This window comes from Haliscomenobacter sp. (assembly GCF_033763495.1).
In the GTDB taxonomy this organism is placed as follows: Bacteria; Bacteroidota; Bacteroidia; order Chitinophagales; family Saprospiraceae; genus Haliscomenobacter.
The window spans coordinates 137,616-158,352 of sequence record NZ_JANRKL010000233.1 but is presented as its reverse complement, the minus strand read 5'-3'; the positions used below and the strand labels follow the sequence as shown (position 1 = coordinate 158,352).

General features: G+C 47.3%; 18 protein-coding genes and 1 tRNA gene. 9 read left to right on the top strand and 10 right to left on the bottom strand.

Annotation, left to right across the window (positions count from 1 at the left end; genetic code table 11):
* Positions 1 to 9 precede the first annotated feature (9 nt).
* From SFV55_RS28135 to SFV55_RS28110, 6 genes are all read left to right on the top strand, one after another.
* Positions 10 to 1,065 carry a cytochrome c biogenesis protein gene (locus tag SFV55_RS28135; protein WP_320032925.1) on the top strand — a complete coding sequence of 352 codons (1,056 nt, stop codon included), beginning with the start codon at positions 10 to 12 and terminating at the stop codon, positions 1,063 to 1,065.
* 53 nt (positions 1,066 to 1,118) lie between these two features.
* Positions 1,119 to 1,337, top strand: a complete 219-nt coding sequence (locus tag SFV55_RS28130; RefSeq protein ID WP_320032924.1) for a CcmD family protein — start codon at positions 1,119 to 1,121, stop codon at positions 1,335 to 1,337.
* Positions 1,330 to 2,751, top strand: a complete 1,422-nt coding sequence (locus SFV55_RS28125) for a Glu/Leu/Phe/Val dehydrogenase (protein ID WP_320032923.1) — start codon at positions 1,330 to 1,332, stop codon at positions 2,749 to 2,751. The genes SFV55_RS28130 and SFV55_RS28125 overlap by 8 nt, the downstream gene beginning before the upstream one ends.
* Before the next feature lie 352 nt (positions 2,752 to 3,103).
* A complete protein-coding gene (locus SFV55_RS28120; protein ID WP_148270552.1) occupies positions 3,104 to 3,577 on the top strand; it encodes an Lrp/AsnC family transcriptional regulator in 474 nt (157 codons plus the stop codon).
* Positions 3,578 to 3,697: 120 nt separating this feature from the next.
* On the top strand, positions 3,698 to 4,504 hold the full coding sequence (locus SFV55_RS28115) for a TraB/GumN family protein (RefSeq protein WP_320032922.1): 807 nt from the start codon (positions 3,698 to 3,700) through the stop codon (positions 4,502 to 4,504).
* 111 nt (positions 4,505 to 4,615) lie between these two features.
* Positions 4,616 to 4,700, top strand: a tRNA-Ser gene (locus SFV55_RS28110).
* A 52-nt stretch (positions 4,701 to 4,752) separates the two neighbouring features.
* Here SFV55_RS28110 and SFV55_RS28105 read toward each other — a convergent pair.
* The 3 genes from SFV55_RS28105 to SFV55_RS28095 form a co-directional block, all read right to left on the bottom strand.
* Positions 4,753 to 5,685: a hypothetical protein gene (locus SFV55_RS28105; RefSeq protein WP_320032921.1), complete on the bottom strand. Its 933-nt coding sequence runs from the start codon at positions 5,683 to 5,685 to the stop codon at positions 4,753 to 4,755.
* A gap of 80 nt (positions 5,686 to 5,765) precedes the next feature.
* Positions 5,766 to 6,686, bottom strand: a complete 921-nt coding sequence (locus SFV55_RS28100; RefSeq protein ID WP_320032920.1) for a sugar phosphate isomerase/epimerase — start codon at positions 6,684 to 6,686, stop codon at positions 5,766 to 5,768.
* A 97-nt stretch (positions 6,687 to 6,783) separates the two neighbouring features.
* On the bottom strand, positions 6,784 to 7,932 hold the full coding sequence (locus tag SFV55_RS28095) for a Gfo/Idh/MocA family oxidoreductase (protein ID WP_320032919.1): 1,149 nt from the start codon (positions 7,930 to 7,932) through the stop codon (positions 6,784 to 6,786).
* Positions 7,933 to 8,148: 216 nt separating this feature from the next.
* On the opposite strand from SFV55_RS28095, the gene sucC reads away from it, so the two are divergent.
* Together sucC and SFV55_RS28085 are read left to right on the top strand one after the other, a co-directional pair.
* The gene (sucC, locus tag SFV55_RS28090) at positions 8,149 to 9,342 is read left to right on the top strand and encodes an ADP-forming succinate--CoA ligase subunit beta (RefSeq protein WP_320032918.1); all 1,194 of its coding nucleotides are present in this window, start codon (positions 8,149 to 8,151) and stop codon (positions 9,340 to 9,342) included.
* Between the two features lie 94 nt (positions 9,343 to 9,436).
* Entirely contained in the window at positions 9,437 to 9,985 is a 549-nt protein-coding gene (locus SFV55_RS28085; protein WP_320032917.1) for a gluconate 2-dehydrogenase subunit 3 family protein, read from the top strand.
* Positions 9,986 to 10,061: 76 nt separating this feature from the next.
* On the opposite strand, the gene SFV55_RS28080 is transcribed toward SFV55_RS28085, so the two are convergent.
* Positions 10,062 to 11,759, bottom strand: a complete 1,698-nt coding sequence (locus SFV55_RS28080; protein WP_320032916.1) for a GMC family oxidoreductase — start codon at positions 11,757 to 11,759, stop codon at positions 10,062 to 10,064.
* A gap of 6 nt (positions 11,760 to 11,765) precedes the next feature.
* Entirely contained in the window at positions 11,766 to 12,218 is a 453-nt protein-coding gene (locus SFV55_RS28075) for a hypothetical protein (protein ID WP_320032915.1), read from the bottom strand.
* 120 nt (positions 12,219 to 12,338) lie between these two features.
* On the opposite strand from SFV55_RS28075, the gene SFV55_RS28070 reads away from it, so the two are divergent.
* Positions 12,339 to 13,421 carry a branched-chain amino acid aminotransferase gene (locus SFV55_RS28070; RefSeq protein WP_320032914.1) on the top strand — a complete coding sequence of 361 codons (1,083 nt, stop codon included), beginning with the start codon at positions 12,339 to 12,341 and terminating at the stop codon, positions 13,419 to 13,421.
* Positions 13,422 to 13,511: 90 nt separating this feature from the next.
* Here the strand turns inward: SFV55_RS28070 and ilvN are convergent, their stop codons facing one another.
* From ilvN to SFV55_RS28045, 5 genes are all read right to left on the bottom strand, one after another.
* Positions 13,512 to 14,051, bottom strand: a complete 540-nt coding sequence (ilvN, locus tag SFV55_RS28065) for an acetolactate synthase small subunit (RefSeq protein ID WP_320032913.1) — start codon at positions 14,049 to 14,051, stop codon at positions 13,512 to 13,514.
* Positions 14,052 to 14,153: 102 nt separating this feature from the next.
* Positions 14,154 to 15,896 carry a biosynthetic-type acetolactate synthase large subunit gene (gene ilvB, locus SFV55_RS28060; RefSeq protein WP_320032912.1) on the bottom strand — a complete coding sequence of 581 codons (1,743 nt, stop codon included), beginning with the start codon at positions 15,894 to 15,896 and terminating at the stop codon, positions 14,154 to 14,156.
* A gap of 137 nt (positions 15,897 to 16,033) precedes the next feature.
* Positions 16,034 to 17,710 (bottom strand): dihydroxy-acid dehydratase, encoded by a 1,677-nt coding sequence (ilvD, locus tag SFV55_RS28055; RefSeq protein ID WP_320032911.1) that lies wholly within the window; start codon positions 17,708 to 17,710, stop codon positions 16,034 to 16,036.
* 406 nt (positions 17,711 to 18,116) lie between these two features.
* Positions 18,117 to 19,937: a translational GTPase TypA gene (gene typA, locus SFV55_RS28050; RefSeq protein ID WP_320032910.1), complete on the bottom strand. Its 1,821-nt coding sequence runs from the start codon at positions 19,935 to 19,937 to the stop codon at positions 18,117 to 18,119.
* 271 nt (positions 19,938 to 20,208) lie between these two features.
* Complete coding sequence (locus SFV55_RS28045; protein WP_320032909.1) at positions 20,209 to 20,484, bottom strand: hypothetical protein; 276 nt, start codon at positions 20,482 to 20,484, stop codon at positions 20,209 to 20,211.
* Between the last annotated feature and the right edge of the window lie 253 nt (positions 20,485 to 20,737).

The following is a 20,737-nucleotide window of genomic DNA, read 5'->3' as shown; positions in this document are numbered from 1 at the left end:
AAAACAACTATGATACGTCAGAGCTGGTGGAAAATATTGGCAGTGGTCATCCTCGTGTATACCTTTTTGGCGGGCCTGTTAATCCCACTCAAACCAGGTATTGCTGAGGTCACACCAAGAGCATTACAGGCAGGTAAAGAAGTTGAATTGACAGTAACTGGTTACAACTCCTACTATTCCAAGGCCAAAAATGAACTGCGGGCCTGGTTGAAGCTGGAGGGGGATGTAGTCCTGAAAGCAGCACGGATTGAAGTCGTGAATGATCGCACGATGAAGCTCCATTTCAACCTGCCGCAGTACCTGCCTTCGGAATCCAAAGACGATGCCTGCAGTCTGATTTTGGATAGCCCCATTGATGGTGCCATCGTCCTCCCCGAAGGAATCGCCCTTACCCAAGATTCGGTGAATCTTTTGGAAGGAAAAAAACTTTGGTCAGTGGATAAAATGGATCAACTCAACGCTGGACCAAAACTTACCTTTCCCTACCGTTCAGTTTTGTACGAAACCATCCGCAACCAATACTTTCACGTCCCGCTTTGGTTCGCCATGATTTTTTTGTTTATGTTCTCGGTCAATTTTAGCTTTCGTTATTTGCGCAAATACGACCCAGATGCAGATCAACGGACTTTAGCATTGAACCGGGCCGGATTCGTGTTTGGCCTTTTAGGTACGGTAACCGGAGCTATCTGGGCCAAATACACCTGGGGCGCTTTCTGGAGCTGGGACGTCAAACAAAACATGACAGCGGTTGCCTTACTGATTTATTCTGCCTACTTTATTTTGCGGGGCGCCTTTCAGGACGAAGAGAAGAAAGCCCGCTTATCGGCAGTGTACAACATTTTTGCTTTCGCTGCACTCATCCCGCTCCTCTTTGTCATTCCCCGGATGACCGACAGTTTGCACCCCGGCAATGGAGGCAACCCCGCTTTTGGTGGAGAAGACCTGGACAACACCATGCGAATGGTCTTTTATCCGGCAGGCATCGGCTGGACTTTGCTGGGTTTCTGGGTCGCTTCGGTCGCCTACCGCGTCGAAAAACTACAACAGAAACTACTGGATGCATAACACGCTTCCAAATCCATAAATTTTTCTTTTCTTCAAAATAAATCTAATGCATCATGATCTGGAATCGCCTTTCACTTGTTTGTGTAATGACGCTACTTTTTCAGCAAATGGCCTTTGCTCAACAAGCGAGTGGCGATTTTTTGCGTAGCATAGGCCATATATATGTGGTTGTAGCCGTCATCCTGATCATCTTCTTCGGTATTGTCCTTTTTTTAATATACTTGGACCGTAAGCTAACCAAATTGGAAAACCAAATTAAAGACAATGAGTAAAAAAGGCGGATTCTACGAAAGTGTAGAATACTACTTCGACCGGGCGGCACCACACACCGGACTACCACAGGGGCTGCTGGACCAGATCAAAGTTTGTAACTCGGTTTATCGGATGAACTTTCCGGTAAAACTGCGCGACGAAGTAAAAGTGATCGAGGCCTATCGGGTGCAACACAGTCACCACCGTACCCCGACCAAAGGTGGCATTCGTTTCAGCAACCACGTCAACCAGGAGGAAGTCATGGCTCTTGCTTCTTTGATGTCTTACAAATGTGCCATCGTTGACGTACCATTTGGCGGTGCCAAAGGTGGGGTAAAAATCAACCCCTGGGAATATACTCCTGAGGAATTGGAAAAAATCACCCGCCGTTACACCGCTGAGCTGATCAAACGCAACATGATTGGACCATCCGTTGACGTACCTGCGCCAGATTACGGGACCGGCTCTCGTGAAATGGCCTGGATTTACGACACTTATCGTGCATTCAAAGGTGAAGAAATCGATGCTGCGGGTTGCGTAACCGGAAAACCAGTCACCCAAAATGGGGTGCGCGGCCGCGAGGAAGCAACGGGGCGTGGCGTTTTTTATGGTATTCGGGAAGCTTGCAGTGTGGCCGAAGACATGAAAAAAGTCGGCCTTAGTTCAGGCACCAAAGACAAAACCTTCGTACTACAAGGGCTGGGGAATGTAGGTACTTTTACCGGAACCATTTGCCAGGATGAAGGTGGAATGATTTTGGTTGGGGTAGGAGAAGTGGAAGGTGCCATTTATAATCCAGATGGTATCGACATCCACGAATTGCTCAAATACCGCAAGTACAATGGGTCTATCCTGAACTACCCCGGAGCCCAAAGTTTCGACAAAGCCCAACGTGAATTGGCCCTCGAGTTTGAGTGCGACGTGTTGATTCCTGCGGCATTAGAAAGTGTAATCACCAGTGGAAATGCCAGCAAGATCAAGGCAAAGATCATTGCAGAAGCAGCCAATGGCCCCGTTGCAGCCGATGCTGAGGAAGTGCTCCTGGCTGCAAAAAAACTAATCATTCCCGACTTTTACCTTAATGCGGGTGGGGTCACCGTTTCCTATTTTGAGTGGTTGAAGAACCTGTCGCACATGCGTTTTGGACGCATGGACAAACGCTTCAATCAGGGCAGGATGATGGATATGGTCAACCTGGTTGAACGGATGACAGGCCGTGATGTGACAACCGAAGAAATGAAAGTAATCGCTCGGGGGGCTGACGAAATCGATTTGGTGCGCTCCGGTTTGGAAGAAACCATGATTACGGCCTATCACCAAATTCGGGAAGTGATGGTTACGCACCCAAAAATTAGCGATTTGCGGACTGCAGCGATGGTGAACGCCATCAATAAAATCAGCAACGACTACATGTCCTTAGGCATTTGGCCATAAGGTTTGAAAAGTTGAGAAAATTTAGGCTGTCGCAGTGATTTTGGCAATGTCCTTGTCCAAGTTACTGCGGCAGCCTAAACCTTGTCAACTCCCCTCAACCTTCTCAACTAGGATTGTGTGGTTTGGGCTTAAAAAACCAAAATAATATTTTTAGGAAAACGCTTAGTTTTTGAGATATAGCTTCATATAGTGATGTTGTATTATCTCATTCGGAATTTTGTAGTGCTAGGTTGTAGAAAATGGAAATTATTTAAAATAAAATTAGGTATTATTTGGTTGCACAGTTGTAAAATTATGTTTATGTCCCTATCTTGCAAGCTAATTCATATCGTTCAGTTAACTTACCGTACCCATGTCGGAAAAATTGGATAAAATTGACCTGAAAATTCTGAGAATACTTCAGGATAATTCAAAGATCACAAACCTTGATCTTTCCAAAAAAATTGGCCTTTCACCTGCTCCCACACTCGAACGAGTCAAGAAACTAGAATCTAGTGAAATCATTGAAAGCTACCACGCCAAAGTAAACCCGCAAACCATTGGCCTGAATGTAAAAACTTTCGTTTTGGTTTCCCTGGCCTGGCAGAAAGAAAACGCCCTCAACAACTTTTTGGATAAAATCAAACAGATCGAGGAAATTGTAGAATGCTACATCATTACAGGTGAAGCTGATTTCCTGATCAAAATCGTCTGTCGGGATATTCCCACTTATGAACAATTGTTGTTCAAAACACTTTCCCAAATCGAAGAGATCGAGCGTTTAAAAACGTTAATGACTCTGTCTACTGTAAAAGATTCAAAGGTTTTACCTTACAAATACGACTAAAAGCCTGTTCACTTTTGTATCTTAGCCGCTGAACAAATAGTTTTGTTTGTTCAGCGGCTTTACATATTAGGAGGAACTTATCTTTTGCCTAACCCAAGTGGCAGGAGATCACACTAGGTTATGAAGAAAAAAAAGCGGACTTTATTGTGGCAATTGGAAAAGGAAGATGGTGGACAGACTTCTTATTTGTTAGGCACAATTCATGCCAAATGTGACGAAGCTTTTTTTCAAATTAGCGACTACTGTGCCCTTATTGAAAAGGTCCGGGTCTTCGCTGCTGAAATCAATTTGGATGAAATGGGTTCTTCAGAGTTTGTACAACACGCCCTTCTGTCAGATTATCGCACACTTTCCAGCATTTTACCTCCGAAGAAATACACGAAACTGCGCAATATCATTCGTAAGGCCTGTGGCCAGGACATTGGTCTATATGATCGTTTTTTACCGATTCTTTTGGTGAATCTTGTACACGACAACCTTTTACCTGCTGATCAACCTTATTCTCTTGATCGCTACCTTTGGGATTACGCCATCAGAATGAACAAAATAACTACTGGTCTGGAAACGGTAGAACAACAAGCACTCGTACTGCAAAAAATTCCATTGGAGGACCAGATCAAAGATTTGTTGTATTTGGGGAAACACATAGGCAAGGAACGCCGCGAGTTGTTCAAGATGGTAGAAATATACGCCAGTGGAGATTATCAGGCCCTGTTTAAAGCAGCCAAAAAACATGTGGGCGGTGCCCGGAAAATTTTGCTTTATGACCGCAACATCTTTATGGTGGCCCGTTTGTTGGAACTTATTGAGAACAATTCAGTGTTTTGTGCAGTTGGAGCAGCACATTTAGGGGGGCAAAATGGAATGCTTCGCTTACTAAAAAAAGCTGGAATTAAGCCCCAACCCCTTGAGTGGAAGGAATCATAATCAAAAGAAAGGGGGTAAAAGAAATTATTTTTAGGCGAAGATTTCCTTTTTTCACAAAGGCATTTATCTTTGCACTCGCTTCGCCAAAAAGGTGTAGCAAATCTGCCCAACGGAGGAGTGGCAGAGCGGTTGATTGCAGCAGTCTTGAAAACTGCCGTACTGAGAGGTACCGGGGGTTCGAATCCCTCCTCCTCCGCAAAATCAGGCAAGTTACTGGTAATCAGTTTCTTGCCTTTTTTATTTTCCTTTTAACCCAATACCGCATCCTTCCCCATCAAATATACATCCTTATCCCTTGCATCCACCGATACAGCTAAACTGGCCCACTGGCCATTCATCGCACTAAAAGCGTGAATTTTGTCCTGCCCAGGTTGGATCACCATGGCTACATTGCCGGACACAAAAAACTGATCGCCTTCGCTCGGATTCACCGCAACATCAAGTGTGCTCCAGGAGCCCGTAATCGCGCTAAACGCACGAATTTTATTCTGAAAAGGCTGCATAATCAAGGCAACATTGGCACCAATTCGGTAAGCATCGCCGTGGCGGGGATCTACACTCACATTGAGGTGGGCCCAAGTGCCAGTTGCCGCACTGTACGCCCGGATATGATTTTGGCCAGGTTGTACCACCAGCGCAATATTGGTATCAATCAAATAGGTCTCGCCCCGATTGGAGTCAATAGCTGCATTGACGACCTCCCAGGTACCCGTAAACGCACTATATGCACAGAGTCGGTCCCGCATCGGTTGAATCACCAAGGCCAGGTTTTGTTCAATCAATTCTACGTCGCCCTCATTGTTGTTCACCTCTATGTTGATGGTGGACCAGACTCCCGAAAAAGAGCTGTAAGCGTGGATGCGGTTGCGACTGGGCTGGACGGCAAGGGCGACGTTGCCACGAACGGCGTAGTGGTCCCCCTCGCGGTTGTTGACGGGCACTTCCAGATTGGCCCAGGTAGCCAGAATACCACTGAAGGCGCGTAGGAAGTTTTGGCCAGGTTGTACGACCAGGGCTACGTTGGTATCCACTAGATAGCGGTCGTCTTCATCAATGTTGATGACCACTTCCTGGCTGACCCAGGCTCCTTTTTCGGCACTGAAAGCACGTAGTTGATTTTGCCCGGGTTGCACTACCAAGGCTACTCTGGAAAGATAAAAAGTGGGATTGATTTCGGACATAGTATGCTCAATTCCTCATTTGGGAAGAATTTGATCTAGCCTAATTTATTACAAAAGAACCAAATTTGCAAGCAACTAGCTTAAGCCAAAAACTGCCGCAAATAATTCCGTGCCGTCAAAATCGCGCTGTTGACATCCTCATCGGAACCTTCGTACGCCTTGTCTTCCACCTCAATACACACTGGCCCGCGATAACGCACATCCGTCAAAGCCGCAAAAAACTTGCGCCAGTCGACATCGCCTAATCCGGGTAATTTTGGAGAATGGTACTCCAACGGATTGGCCATAATGCCCACCCGGTTCAACTTGTGTGGATAAACTTTGGCGTCCTTTAAGTGGATGTGGTGCAGGCGATCCTTGTAGTCGTAAATGGGCTGGATGGGGTCCATCATTTGCCAAACCAGGTGTGAAGGATCGTAGTTGAGCCCGAGGACTGCACTGGGAATGATTTCGAACATTTTGTCCCACACAGCAGGGCTGATCGCCAGGTTTTTGCCGCCTGGCCATTCGTCGTTGGTAAAAAACATGGGGCAGTTTTCAATGCCAATTTTCACCCCGTGTGCTTCTGCGGTTTGAATGAGCTCAGGCCACACTTCCGCGTATTTGCTCAAGTTGTCTGCAATGTTGCGCGATTGATCCCGGCCGATGAAGGTGTTGACTACGGGTATATCCAGCGCAGCAGCAGCTTTGATTACCTTTTGAAGGTGTGCTCTGAAATAAGCCCCTTGCTCTTCATTGGCATCCAGTGGATTGGGATAGTAGCCCAATCCGGAGATGTATACCCCCGTTGTTTGTTGAATGGCTTTGATGTGCTTGATGGCCGTAGCATCCAAGGCATCCACATCGATGTGGCTTACCCCTGCATAACGACGAGAATCACTGTTGTCCTTGGGCCAGCACATGATTTCGACACAGCGGAAACCATTGGCTGCTGCATAAGCCATCACTTCTTCAAAGCTGTGATCGACAAGAATGGCGGAGACAAAACCGAGATCTAACATAAATTTATTTGGAATGACGAATAATTGAATGACGAATGACGAATAAAACCAGGGTTTCCCGGTATTCGTCATTCGTCATTCGAAAAATTCGTAATTTTTAAACAGTTACCCAAGCCTGCTTCTTATTGCTTTCCACAATTCTTTCGCAGATCAGTAGCTCGCGCAAACCATCGGCAAAGGTGGGGAAGGTAGGATTGGCAGGTTGTTTGCCTTCAGCTACGGCCTGGTATACTTCTTTGAACAATTGTTTGGAGGTATCCGGGAAACCCTCGTTGTGGCCGCCAGGGAAAGAAACCACACTTCTGGCTTCGCCGTGGAACAAGGATGGGTCGCGCATCAGTTGGCCATTGAAGCCATCACGGTTCCCGATCCAGAGGTTGTTCGGCGATTCGGAGCACCAGTGGAAAGTAGAAACAGAGCCGGAAATTTCCAGGTCAATCCGGTTCTTGCGACCAGCGGATACCTGACTTACGGTGATCACGCCACGGTTGCCATTGTCGAAGCGCACCAGGACGTTGGCATGGTCTTCGGTGGTAATGGGCACATCTTTGTAGTCTTCGGCAGTCAATATTTTACCAGAATAAGTTTCGACGGGCTTCAATGGCTTTTTACGAAATTTGTGGACCGTATTGAAATCCGCCATAACCGCTGCAATTTTCACTCCGGTGATGTACTCCAGCAAGTCCATGATGTGGGAGCCAATATCGGCAATGGCCCGGCTTTCGCCCGATTGTTCGGGTTCGAGGCGCCAGTTGTAATCGGTATCTTTGAACAACCAGTCTTGCAGGTAAGTCCCAATCACGGAATAGATATCGCCCAATTCTCCTTTTTCGCGCATCACCCTCATCTGACGAACGATGGGGTAGTAGCGGATGTTGAAGTGGACTGCATTGACCAAACCGGTTTTGGCTGCCAGTTCCACCAGCTCTTCGGCTTCAGCGATAGTGGTAGCCAATGGTTTTTCACATACGACGTGTTTGCCTGCCAGCAATGCCGCTTTGGCCTGATGGTAATGCATGGCGTTAGGGGTGCAAATGTGTACAACTTGCACTTCTGGATCGGCGATCACTTCTTCAAATGATCCATAAGCTTTGGCAATACCGAGTTCCTGGGTCTTTTGGCGGCTGCTTTCCAAATCAAAATGCAAGGCTCCAATGACATCTACCGTGGGTACGCGCCGCAGCGCTTCTACGTGGGCTGGGCCAATGAAACCGAGCCCTACTACCGCAGCTTTAATTTTTTGCATGAGTTGTTGATGTTTATTCAGGTGCTAAAAGTACGGTAGAATCCAAGTTTTTGAATAAAATTTGGAAAAAAATGCTGATTTTTTTGAAAAGGACTCAATCGTAAATTGTCTAAACTTTTTTTCTCTACCTTTTCCGCATTCCACTTTAGATGCGTAGCTTTGAGCCGCTTTTAAAAGCATAACCCAAATCCTCCAAAAACACATATCTGATTTGTTATGAATCTTCACGAATATCAAGGAAAAGAAATCCTCACGCGCTACGGAGTAGCCGTTCAAAAGGGCATTGTTGCAAACACTGTAGAAGAAGCTGAAGCAGCTTGGCAACAGCTAGGTGGCGGTGTAGTGGTAGTGAAAGCCCAAATCCATGCAGGAGGACGCGGTAAAGGCGGAGGTGTAAAATTGGCTAAAAACCTGGATGACCTCAAAACCCATGCGGGCAACATCCTGGGCATGATGCTGAAAACGCCCCAAACTCCAGGTGGGATGGAAGGTCCTGGCAAACTGGTGAGCAAGGTATTGATCGCTGAAGATTGTTACGCACCAGACTTTAGTGCCAATAAAGAATACTACGTATCCATCCTCATGGATCGTGAGAAGAAGTGCAACGTCATCATCTATTCCACTGAAGGTGGCATGGACATCGAAGCAGTTGCCGAGCATACGCCTGAAAAAGTACAAAAAGAGTGGGTTGATCCACTCGTTGGCTTCCAAGGTTTCCAGGCCCGTAAAATTGCCTTCAATTTGGGTTTGAGTGGCAAAGCGTTTAAAGAATTTACCACTTTTATCACCAAGTTGTACACAGCTTTTGTTGCTTCCGACGCTTCTTTGTTCGAAATCAACCCTTGTCTGCGTACAGGGGATGAGCGCATTCTTGCCGTAGATGCTAAAGTGTCTCTCGACGATAACGCCCTGTATCGCCATCCTGATCTTGAAGCAATGCGCGATACCGCAGAAGAAGACCCAACTGACGTAGAAGCCCAAGAGTTCGAACTCAACTACGTAAAACTGGATGGTAACGTAGGTTGTATGGTGAACGGAGCAGGCCTGGCCATGGCTACCATGGACATCATCAAACTATCGGGTGGTGAACCAGCCAACTTCCTCGACGTAGGTGGTACAGCAGATGCGGCCCGGGTAGAAAATGCCTTCAAAATCATTTTGAAAGACCCAGCGGTAAAAGCGATCCTGATCAACATTTTTGGTGGAATTGTACGCTGCGACCGCGTGGCACAAGGGGTAATTGATGCCTACAAGAACATGGGCAACATCGAGGTTCCCATCATTGTGCGTTTACAAGGCACCAATGCGGATATGGCGAAAAAGATGATCGATGAGTCAGGCTTAAAAGTATACTCTGCGATCCAATTGGCCGATGCTGCTGCTTTGGTGACAAAAGTATTGAACGACTAATCATCGAATAGAAATAAATCAAAAAAATACCCTGAGCAATGTCTTTTGCTCGGGGTATTTTTTTGTAAATTGCTTTTGATCAAAATCAATTCGTATGCACCGTAGGAATGCGCTGAAAAAAACCATTCTTTTGGCTGGGACCATCACCATTTTGCCCGAAATGCTGGCCAAGGCTTTGGCCAACCCGGAGCCGATTTTAGCTGTTGTTCCCACTGCACAATTGGAATTGCTGGCGGAATTAGCAGATACCATCATTCCAACTACGGATACCCCTGGTGCGAAGGCTGCTGGAGTGCACGATTTTATTGCACTGGCGGTGGAGGCTTGTTTTTCCCCCCAACAACGCGATCAATTTTGGGCTGATTTAAACGCAGTGGAAGAAAAATGCCAGCGGGAAATGAGCCAAAGTTACTTGCAGTTCAACGACAATGAGCGTTTTCAAATGATGACCCAATTGGAGGCAGCACCTGCCAAAAATGGCCAGCCCCAATTCTTTCAGTTGCTTAAGGAATTAACGCTGCATGGTTATTTTACCTCCCAGATTGGTGCAACCCAAGCCTTGAATTATGATCCAGTTCCAGGTGTTTGGATTCCTGATTTGCCCATTGATGAAAATACGAAGGCCTGGACTTCCATGTTTTGAAGAAGTTGAGAAGTTGAGGGTTGAGAAGTTGAGGCTACCGCAGCGACTTCTCAACCCCTCAACTTCTCGACCTACCTTACAGATTCTTCTTCTTCAATTCCTTCACCGCATAATCACAGGCCCTGGCCGTCAAGGCCATAAAGGTGATGCTTGGATTTTGGCTACCTTGTGAAGGCAAACTCGCGCCATCGGTAACAAACACATTTTTTACAGTATGGACCTGATTCCAGCCATTCAAAATGCTGGTTTTGGGGTCTTTACCCATGCGGGCTGTGCCGACCTCGTGGATGCCAATCCCAGGTTTTCCGTTGTTGTAATTGATGTTGATGTTTTTGAACCCACCTGCTTCCAACATCTCCCGGCCAACAACCGCAATGTCCTTGTCCATGTAGTCTTCATTTTGACCGTAGGCACAATCTATGTCCAGAGTAGGCATCCCCCAGGGATCGGTGATCTTGCGGTTGATTTTGACATGGTTGTTGAATTCGGGCAACATTTCTGCTTGCGATTGCATAAAAATGCTCCAGGGGCCGGGTTTGGTAATGGAGTTTTTAAAATCAGCTCCAAAACCCTTCCGCCAGAGCCCTTGCTCCCAACCTGAACGCTCACAACTTCCTCCGAAGGCAAAACCGCGCAGGTAATCTTTTCGTTTGTCGCTGCCCACATTGCGGAAGCGGGGAACGTAAAACCCATTTGGTCGTCGCCCTTTGTAATATTTGTCCAAAAAACCCTCATGGGTGCCTGAAATTTCGGTGCGGTAGTTGTGGTCCATCAGGTAATGGCCCAATACTCCTGAATCGTTGCCTAAACCATTGGGGAAACGATTGCTGGTTGAGTTCAACAGGATCAGGGTTGTATTGAGGGTAGCCGCATTCACAAAGATGATATTGGCAGAATATTCCACCGTCTCCTTGGTATTGGCATCAATGACCCGTACTCCGGTGGCTTTCCCTTTACTTTCATCGTAAATGATGCTGTGGACGATGCTGTCTGGGCGTAGGGTCATCTTTCCGGTTGCTGCCGCCGCAGGCAAGGAGCCGGATTGACTGCTGAAATAGGCGGAATAAGGGCAACCCCGATGGCACAGGTTGCGGTATTGACAAGGGCCTCGGCCATTGTGTTTGACCGTTACATTGGCACTTCGCCCGGTGACAACGTAGCGGCCAGTGTATTTCTGCTCGACCGCTGCCTTGAAGTTTTTTTCGATGGGCGTTAACTCCATGGGTGGCAGGAACTCGCCATCGGGCAACATCTCCCGGCCTTCTTTTAGGCCATTAATGCCCACAAAACGTTCGATGTAGGAATACCAGGGGGCGAGGTCATTGTAGCGGATGGGCCAATCGTTGCCATGGCCATCGATGGCGTTTTCTTCAAATTCCAGGGGTGCCATGCGGTAGCTCTGACGAGCCCACATCAAACTTTTACCACCCACATGATAGCCACGGATCCAAGAAAAAGGTTTGACTTGTTGGTAGGGATTTTCGTCGTCGCGGACAAACAAATGCCGGGTGCCATCATTAAAGGCGTAACACTTGGACTGGATAGGGTGGGTGCTGTTTTTATCTTCCCAAGTTTGACGATTGCGGTGAGGCAATTCCCACAATGGGGTATTGGCGGTATGGTAATCGGCAATGTGGTCCAGTTTGGGGCCACGTTCAAGGACTAAGGTTTTTAACCCTTTTTCACACAATTCTTTGGCCGCGATTCCACCCGACATTCCGGAACCAATAACGATGGCATCAAATTTGCGCTTGGATGAATTGACGATTTCCATAACTTTTCATTTAAACATTTCCTGCAAACATTTCCACAAGGCTCCCGACAACTTTTTACCCCCTGCCTGACGTTCTTCGTAAATGGTCAACAGGTCGTCTACGAACAAATAGGTAGTGCCCTGGTGTTTAAAAGGGTAATAATTGGGGATTTCGAAGTGAAATCCAAGTTGTGGCAAGGGGAAACCAAAACAAATTACCGTTTTGGATGCATTTATTGCAGCTAGTGAGGCCACGTTTACGGCTTCGCCTGCGTTTATGTCTAAATAGGCAGTATCTTCCTCAAGGTCAAACTGTACGGCAAGGAGGATTTTTTTTAAAAAATCCAAAAGCTCGCTCTGTTGCTCACGACTTACAAAAAGCAACAGTAGCCCTTTAGCGTGTTTACCTTTGAGTTTTTGCTGCTGCTCCGCACTTTCCCCAGGAACAAATACTTTGTAGTCTAAAAACGAAGTGTTCAAAATTAAATTCTTTAATCTAGTTAAGAATCCAAATAATGCCGAATAAAAATCGGTATTTGCTGTAAAAGCTAGAATCTTTGCATAAATTTATGTAATTTCGTTGAAAATTTGTTGATCACCATGAAAAACAAAATCCAGATTACGAGGACCCAAAATTCCAGACTCTCAACGCTGGACTTTAATAACCTTCCATTCGGTCGGGTATTCACCGACCACATGTTTGTGGCGGATTATGAAAGGGGAGAGTGGGTGAACCCACGCATCGAGCCATTTGCACCATTTGAAATGCACCCAGCTTCAATGGTCCTGCATTATGGCCAATCTATTTTTGAAGGCATGAAAGCCACCAAAAACCAGGAAGGTCATCCCATGCTGCTGCGTCCTGAAATGCACCTACACCGCATCAATGCTTCAGCTGAGCGCATGTGTATGCCCGCATTTCCAGAAGACCTGTTTATGGATGCGCTACACGCTTTGGTCGGTTTGGAAGCTGACTGGATTCCCTCTGGTGAAGAAAGTGCGCTGTACCTGCGCCCCTTCATGTTCTCTACGGATGAATTCATCGGTGTTAGACCATCAGATACCTACAAGTTCATCATCTTTACTTGTCCAGTTGGACCATACTACTCCAAGCCAGTTCGTTTGTTGGCGGAAACGCAGTACATCCGGGCGGGTAAAGGAGGTACAGGAGAGGCCAAGTCAGCTGGGAATTACGCAGCGTCCTTGTTGCCTGCCCAAAATGCCCTGAAGCAAGGTTTTGACCAAGTGATGTGGCTGGAAGGCCCTGAATTCAAAAATGTTCAGGAGTCAGGGACAATGAACATCTTTTTTGTGATTGACGATGTTGTGGTTACCCCATATACAGACGGCACCATCCTGAAAGGGATCACCAGGGACAGCTTCCTGCACATTTTGCGGGACAAAGGTATTCCTGTCGAAGAAAGAACCATCACCATCGATGAGGTGGTTGCCGCACACGCAGCTGGCAAGTTGCAGGAGTGCTTTGGGGCTGGAACTGCGGCGGTTGTTTCCCATGTATCCGAAATCAGCTACAATGGCCACCTGATGACTTTGCCCGCGATAGAGTCGCGTAAAATTGGTAGCATGTTGAAATCTGAAATTGAAGGCTTGCGCACCGGCCGGATTGCCGATACGCGTGGTTGGATGGTTCCGGTGGAGATGGAAATTGATGCGTTGGTATAATCAATAATTGACCATAGGCTAAAATACTGAGGGGCATCGTACGAAGTTTGTGTACAATGCCCCTCAATATTTTAGGAAGCCCCGAGTTGGTCACAAAGTTTCCTCCGCCTCCAGTTCCAATTGTTGCAAGTACTTGCTCAAGCGCTCCATTGGCCTAGGGATGGCCACCCGGCCCGAGCGGACAAACTCAAAAATCCCAATTTCTTTCAAAGCTTCCAGCAGCGCCTCGGTCTCATCGGCGTGCCCGGTTTTTTCCACAATGATGTACTCCTCTTCGATTTCCAACACTTTGGCATTGTGTTGGCGGATCAATTTTTCCAGCCGATTGCCCTGCATGAATTTCTGCGTAGGAATTTTGTACAGTGCAATTTCCTGGTAAACGATTTCCGCATTTTCATCGTAGAAGGCTTTGAGCACATCCACTTGTTTTTCCAATTGGCCGCACAATTTGCGCACCATATCTTCGGTCGTATTCACCACAATCGTAAAACGGTGAATGCCCGGCATCGAGGACTTGGAGGTGGTTAAACTTTCAATGTTGATGTAACGCCGGGTAAAAATGGATACTACCCGCGACAACATCCCGGTTTGGTGCTCCGTAAAAACGGTGAGCGTATATTCCTTGGTCATTTTATTTAATTATTAGTGATGAATGATGAGTGATGAATCAGGATGAAATTGAAGGCAAAGACAATTCATTACTCATCACTTATCATTCATCACTTCGCACCTTTATTCAAGCACTATCTCATCCACTGCACATCCCGCTGGTACCATTGGGAAAATGTTTTCCTCTTTTTCCACACTTATGTGCAATAGGTAGGGGCCATCGTGGGCCAACATTTCCGCAATGGCGTCTTTTACTTCCTCTGGTTTGGTGATCTGTTTGCCAGCAACGCCAAATCCTTCGGCGATTTTGACAAAATTAGGATTGACCAATTCCACAGAAGAGTAACGACGTTCAAAAAACAATTGCTGCCATTGCCGCACCATTCCCAGGAAGTTGTTGTCCAGGATCACGATTTTGACGCCAATGTGCCACTGGGCACAAGTACCCAGTTCTTGTAGTGTCATTTGGAAACCACCATCGCCAATAAAAACGACCGTTTCGCGGTGTGGTTCAGCCATCTTGGCGCCCATCGCAGCAGGCAAACCATACCCCATGGTACCTGCACCACCCGAAGACACCCACTGATTGGTGCCCTTAAACTTGTAGTAGCGGGCAGCTACCATTTGGTGTTGGCCTACGTCGGTAGCAACGATAGCCATACCCTTGGTTTGCTCGGATACTTCGTTGACCACCATACCCATGCGGATTTCGCCCTTGGGGGAAGGCTGCATGTCGCGGTGGATGACCTTGCTGTATTCGATGTCGTCGCAGGCATGGAACTCAGCCAACCATTCGGGGTAAGATTTTTCCACAACCAGTGGTAACAAACCCTTCAAGGCCTGCTTGGCGTCGGCCAAAATAGGCACATGAGCGTGGACGTTTTTATGGATTTCCGAAGGATCGATCTCAATGTGGATGACTTTGGCCTGTTTGGCGTATTTGTCGAGGCGGCCCGTTACACGGTCGTCAAAACGCATGCCAATGGCAATGAGCACATCACATTCGTTCTGTTTGATGTTGGGGCCGTAGTTGCCATGCATGCCCAACATACCCATGTGAAGTGGGTGATCGTTGGGAATACTAGACAACCCATGGATGGTGCAAGCCAGTGGAATCCCCGTTTTTTCTACAAAGGCTTTGAACTCTTCCTGAGCATGGGCAATCTGGATGCCATGCCCAGCCAGAATCATTGGTTTCTGAGCGTTGTTGATCAACTCGGCAGCATCCCGGAGTGCTTCAGGATCTGGCTTGGAAGCAGGATGATAGCTGCGGATGAGCGGTTTGCGCTGGTACGAGAACTCCATGAGCTCGTTTTGCGCATTTTTGGTGATGTCGACCAAAACAGGACCCGGACGACCAGTATTCGCAATATGGAAGGCCTTGGCCATCGCTGCCGGAATCTGGTCGGCGCGGGTGACCTGTACGTTCCATTTGGTAACCGGCATGGTGGTATTGATCACATCGGTTTCCTGGAAAGCATCGGTTCCCAGCAGGTGAAAAAAGACTTGACCGGTGACGCAGACGATCGGGGTAGAATCCAATAAAGCATCAGCAAGACCCGTGACCAGGTTCATGGCACCTGGGCCAGACGTGGCCATGGCGACCCCGATTTTGCGGGTAGCGCGGGCATAACCTTCAGCAGCATGCACCGCTCCCTGCTCGTGGCGGGGGAGGATGTGCCGCAGTCGATCTTGATAGTCGTACAGGGCATCGTAAATGGGCATAATCGCGCCGCCGGGGTAACCAAAAATAGTATCTACTCCTTCTTCTAAAAAGCAACGGAGTACCGCTTCTGCTCCTGAAATTTTAGGGGCACTTGGTGCGGCCTCAGGCTCTAAAGTGGCTGTCGCCTGCGAACTTTCCATATCTGGACTGTTTAGCTATCAGCGGTCAGCAGTCAGCTATCAGCTATCAGCAGTCAGTCGTGGTCACTTGGGATAGTCGAAGTACCACTGTTGAGTGCTGATAGCTGATAGCTGATGGCTGAACGCTGATAGCTGTTTTAAAATTGATCTGTAACACATCCCTCACTGGCAGATGAGACCATGTGTCGATATTTGGCTAGGATTCCAAAAGTTGCTTTCGGTTGTGGTGCAATCCACTCGGCACGGCGGATGACCAACTCGTCGTCATCAACATGCAAAATGAGTGTATTGTTCCGGGCGTCAATGCTGATTTCGTCGCCGTTGCGAACCAGCGCGATGTTGCCACCACGTTCTGCTTCAGGGGTGATGTGACCAACGACAAAACCGTGGGTACCTCCCGAAAAGCGGCCGTCGGTGATCAGTGCAACCTTGTCGCCCAGACCTTCACCCATGATGGCAGAAGTTGGTTTGAGCATTTCAGGCATCCCCGGTGCTCCACGCGGACCACAATAACGGATGACTATAACCTCACCAGCCTTCAATTGTTTAGCGGCGATGGCTGAATTTAATGCTTCTTCTGAATCAAAAACGTGCGCTGGACCACGGAAATACTCACCTTCTTTACCTGTGATTTTGGCTACAGCGCCTTCGGTGGCGAGGTTTCCGTACAAAATCTGGATATGCCCCGATTCCTTGATTGGCTCATTGAGTGGCTTGATGATGGGCTGCTCGGGACTAAGTCCGGTTATTTCAGAGAGGTTTTCCGCTACGGTTTTGCCGGTTACAGTCATACATTCGCCGTGTAGCAGGCCTTCCGCCAACATCATTTTCATCACGCCGGGTACTCCACCTACTTCGTACAAATCTTCCATGGCGTATTTGCCGGAAGGTTTGAGGTCGGCCAGCAGTGGCGTTTTGTCACTCATGGCCTGAAAGTCGTTGATGCTCAACGGCACCCCAACTGATTTAGCCATGGCAATGAGGTGAAGCACTGCATTGGTAGAGCCGCCGAGGACAATGATGACGCGGATGGCATTTTCAAAGGCCTCGCGGGTCATGATGTCGCGGGGCTTCAAGTCTTTGGCCAATACATTCAGAATGGCTTTGCCCACCCGGTGGCAATCATTCAATTTTTCAGGGTGATTGGCCGGAATGGAAGAGTTGAAGGGCAAGGACATACCTAGTGCCTCAATGGCTGAGGACATGGTATTGGCTGTATACATACCGCCACAGGCACCAGAGCCTGGGCAGGAATTTTGGACGATTTTTTTGTACTCGGCGTCTTCCAGTTTTCCGGCCACCGACTGGCCGTAAGCTTCAAAAGCCGAAATAATGTCGAGTTTGCGGCCGTTGTGGTGGCCGGAACTGATGGTACCACCGTACACCAGGATCGAGGGGCGATTCAGGCGACCCAGGGCCATCATGGCACCAGGCATGTTTTTATCACAACCCACAATGGGGACTATGGCGTCGTAAAATTGTGCACCAGCTACCGTTTCTATCGAATCTGCAATGATGTCCCGAGAAGGTAAGGAATAACGCATACCAGAGGTACCGTTTGAAATTCCGTCGCTGACGCCAATCGTGTGAAAAATCAAACCCACCAGGTCACTTTCCAGTACCCCTTGTTTGACCAAATCGGCCAAACCATTCAGGTGCATATTGCAGGTATTGCCTTCCCAGCCCGTACTGACGATGCCAACCTGGGCCTTTTTCAAGTCCTCTTCGCTCAGGCCAATGCCATACAACATGGCTTGTGCACCGGGTAGTGAGCGGTCTTGCGTGATGATCTTGCTGTACTTGTTCAATTCCATGTCCGTATTTTCGTTGAAATCTGGCAATGCTATTTTCCAGAGGCCGCAAAGGCACTAAGACGCAAAGGAAAAGGATTGTGCTTATGGTCTTAGTGCCTCTGTGGTGGCAGTTTAAAAGTGGATTCCTGCATAAATCATGCATTATTCAAAGGTAAGGGTGGATTTGTTTTCCAACGAATTAAAATTTGGGTAGTGTTACGAAGCAGTAATTTTAGGTTTTTGATTGTAAGAAATTGATAATCATTTATTTGTAAGGTGTTTTCTTACGAAGTGTCATTGGGTAAAAATGGTCATAAACTAGCCTCAGGAAGTGGATTTGAGATGAAAGACGAAAAGTGTTTTAAAAAACAAAAAGGCTTCCAACAACTTGTTGAAAGCCCTTTTATGCTTTATCGAAGCGTACTATTTATTCTTCTACTACTTCGGCAACTGCTTTATTGGAGAAGCGTTTGCGCTCGTGCTCTTTCAGGTAGATTTTGCGCAGGCGGATGTTTGCAGGCGTAACTTCTACGTATTCATCCTCCTGAATGTATTCCAGTGCTTCTTCAAGCGTGAAGCGACGTGGTGGAATCAGGCGGATTTTATCATCGGAGCCAGAAGCCCGAACGTTGGTCAATTTTTTGGTCACGGTCAGGTTGATGATCATATCCCCAGGACGGCTGTTTTCCCCTACAACCTGACCTTCGTAGATGTCTTCATTGGAGCCAATAAAGAAGGTGCCACGCTCTTGCAAGTTGTTGATAGAGTAGGGGATAGACTTACCTGGGTCTTTGCTGATCAGCGATCCGTTGGTACGTCCAGGGATCTCACCACGGTGGGGTTGGAAACTAATGAAACGGTGGGTCATTACGGCTTCGCCAGCAGTTTGAGTCAACATTTGGCTGCGCAAACCGATGATGCCCCGAGATGGAATTTCAAAACGCAAGATCATCCGATCTCCTTTTGGCTCCATGGAGGTCATCATTCCTTTGCGGCGCGTAACCATTTCAATCGCTTTACCGGATACATCTTCTGGTAGGTCGATGGTCAGTTCTTCAACAGGCTCGTGAAGTTGGCCGTCGATGCGTTTCATGATTACCTGAGGTTGGCCAATCTGCAATTCGTAACCTTCCCGGCGCATCGTTTCGATGAGTACGGCGAGGTGCAATACACCCCGGCCAAATACCCGCCATGAATCCGCTGAATCGGTGTCCATCAGGCGCAAAGCGAGGTTTTTCTCCAACTCTTTTTCCAAACGCTCTTTGATGTGACGAGAAGTGACAAACTTCCCTTCCTGACCAAAGAATGGTGAATCGTTGATGGTGAAGAGCATACTCATGGTTGGCTCATCGATGGTGATGGGTGGCAATGCCTCGGGATTATCGATATCGGCGATGGTATCCCCAATTTCGAATCCTTCGATCCCGACCAAGGCACAGATTTCACCAGCATGCACCTCCTCAGCCTTCATTTTTTCAAAACCTTCAAAAACATATAGGCCACGGATCCGGCTTTTCACCATACTGCCGTCCTTTTTACACAAATTCACGAACTGGCCATCCTTGAGGGTGCCTCTGTTAAGGCGTCCGATTGCGATACGACCAATGAAGCTGGAATAATCAAGGGAAGTGATCAACAACTGGGTGTTGCCTTCACTTACCTTTGGGGCAGGAATGTGTTCGACGATGGCATCGAGCAAAGGCACGATGCTGTCGGTCTTTTGTTTCCAATCGAGGCTGAACCAACCACCTTTACCCGAACCAAAGAGCGTAGGGAAGTCCAATTGTTCTTCGGTGGCATCCAGGTTCACCATCAGGTCGAAAACGGCTTCATGCACGTCGTCTGGCTTACAGTTTTCTTTGTCTACCTTATTGACTACTACAATTGGTTTTTTGCCCATCTCCAGGGCTTTTTGCAACACAAAACGGGTTTGTGGCATCGGACCTTCAAAAGCATCCACTAAAAGTAGTACGCCATCGGCCATATTGAGTACCCGCTCCACCTCTCCGCCAAAATCGGAGTGACCAGGGGTGTCAATGATGTTAATTTTGTAGTTTTTGTACCGGATAGACACGTTTTTGGCCAGGATCGTGATGCCACGTTCCCGCTCTAAATCGTTGCTGTCCATGATCAACTCACCAGGCCGTTCGTGATCTTTGAACAATTTGCCTAGGGCAATCATCTTGTCAACCAGGGTAGTTTTGCCGTGGTCTACGTGGGCGATAATAGCAATGTTGCGCAGTTCCATAGGAATTTTTTCGTCGGGATTTGACGGCAAAAATGCGATTGCGTCACCCCCCTTTACTCAAACAAGGCGCAAAATTAGTTATAATTCCAAGACCGTGCACGAAAAAGATGTTAATTATTTGAAAAGAAATGTTTGGAGAACGGAAATCGGGCAGAGAAATGCCCCAAAAAAAATTGCGGAACCGTGCATTACGCGCGATTCCGCTTAGTTTTTTGAAATGTTCATTTTGCTAGCTTGAATGAAACAAACAAGAAAAATAAAAACTAAGGGATTAAGATGCAAGGGAGAAATTCCGGACAACCTGCAAATTGGTAGCAGGATTCGAGATCAGGTCTACTTTCAAGGTACAGCGCTCGTATTGCAGGGCATACGTTTGTTGAACGTGGGTAGGGTTCAGCTTGGCCATTTTAACCACTTTTGCACCAACATAAGCACCTACTTCCTCGCGGAAGTCGCTCATCATCGCCTGAATGTCGTGAACGACATTTCCTGCCTCTTGGTTTAAGAGCCCTACCGTAAGGGCCAATTTGATTTTTCGGATGTTCATGATGTTAGGATATGTAAATGGGTTTTGGACAAAATTTCTGCTCAAAAGCTTTCCAATAAAACCGATTTTATTGGGCGGATGTTGCTTAATGAAGTTTTAAAGTACTGTTAATGTTTTTTAAAAACCTTAACACTTCATTGAGACAAGCTTCCACAGTATTTCGATTTTTGTTTAAGCATTTTCTTCTAAACGTTAAACAAGATCGATTGTTGAAAATAATTACGGAGCAAATCCTCTTTTGGATTTTTATTTT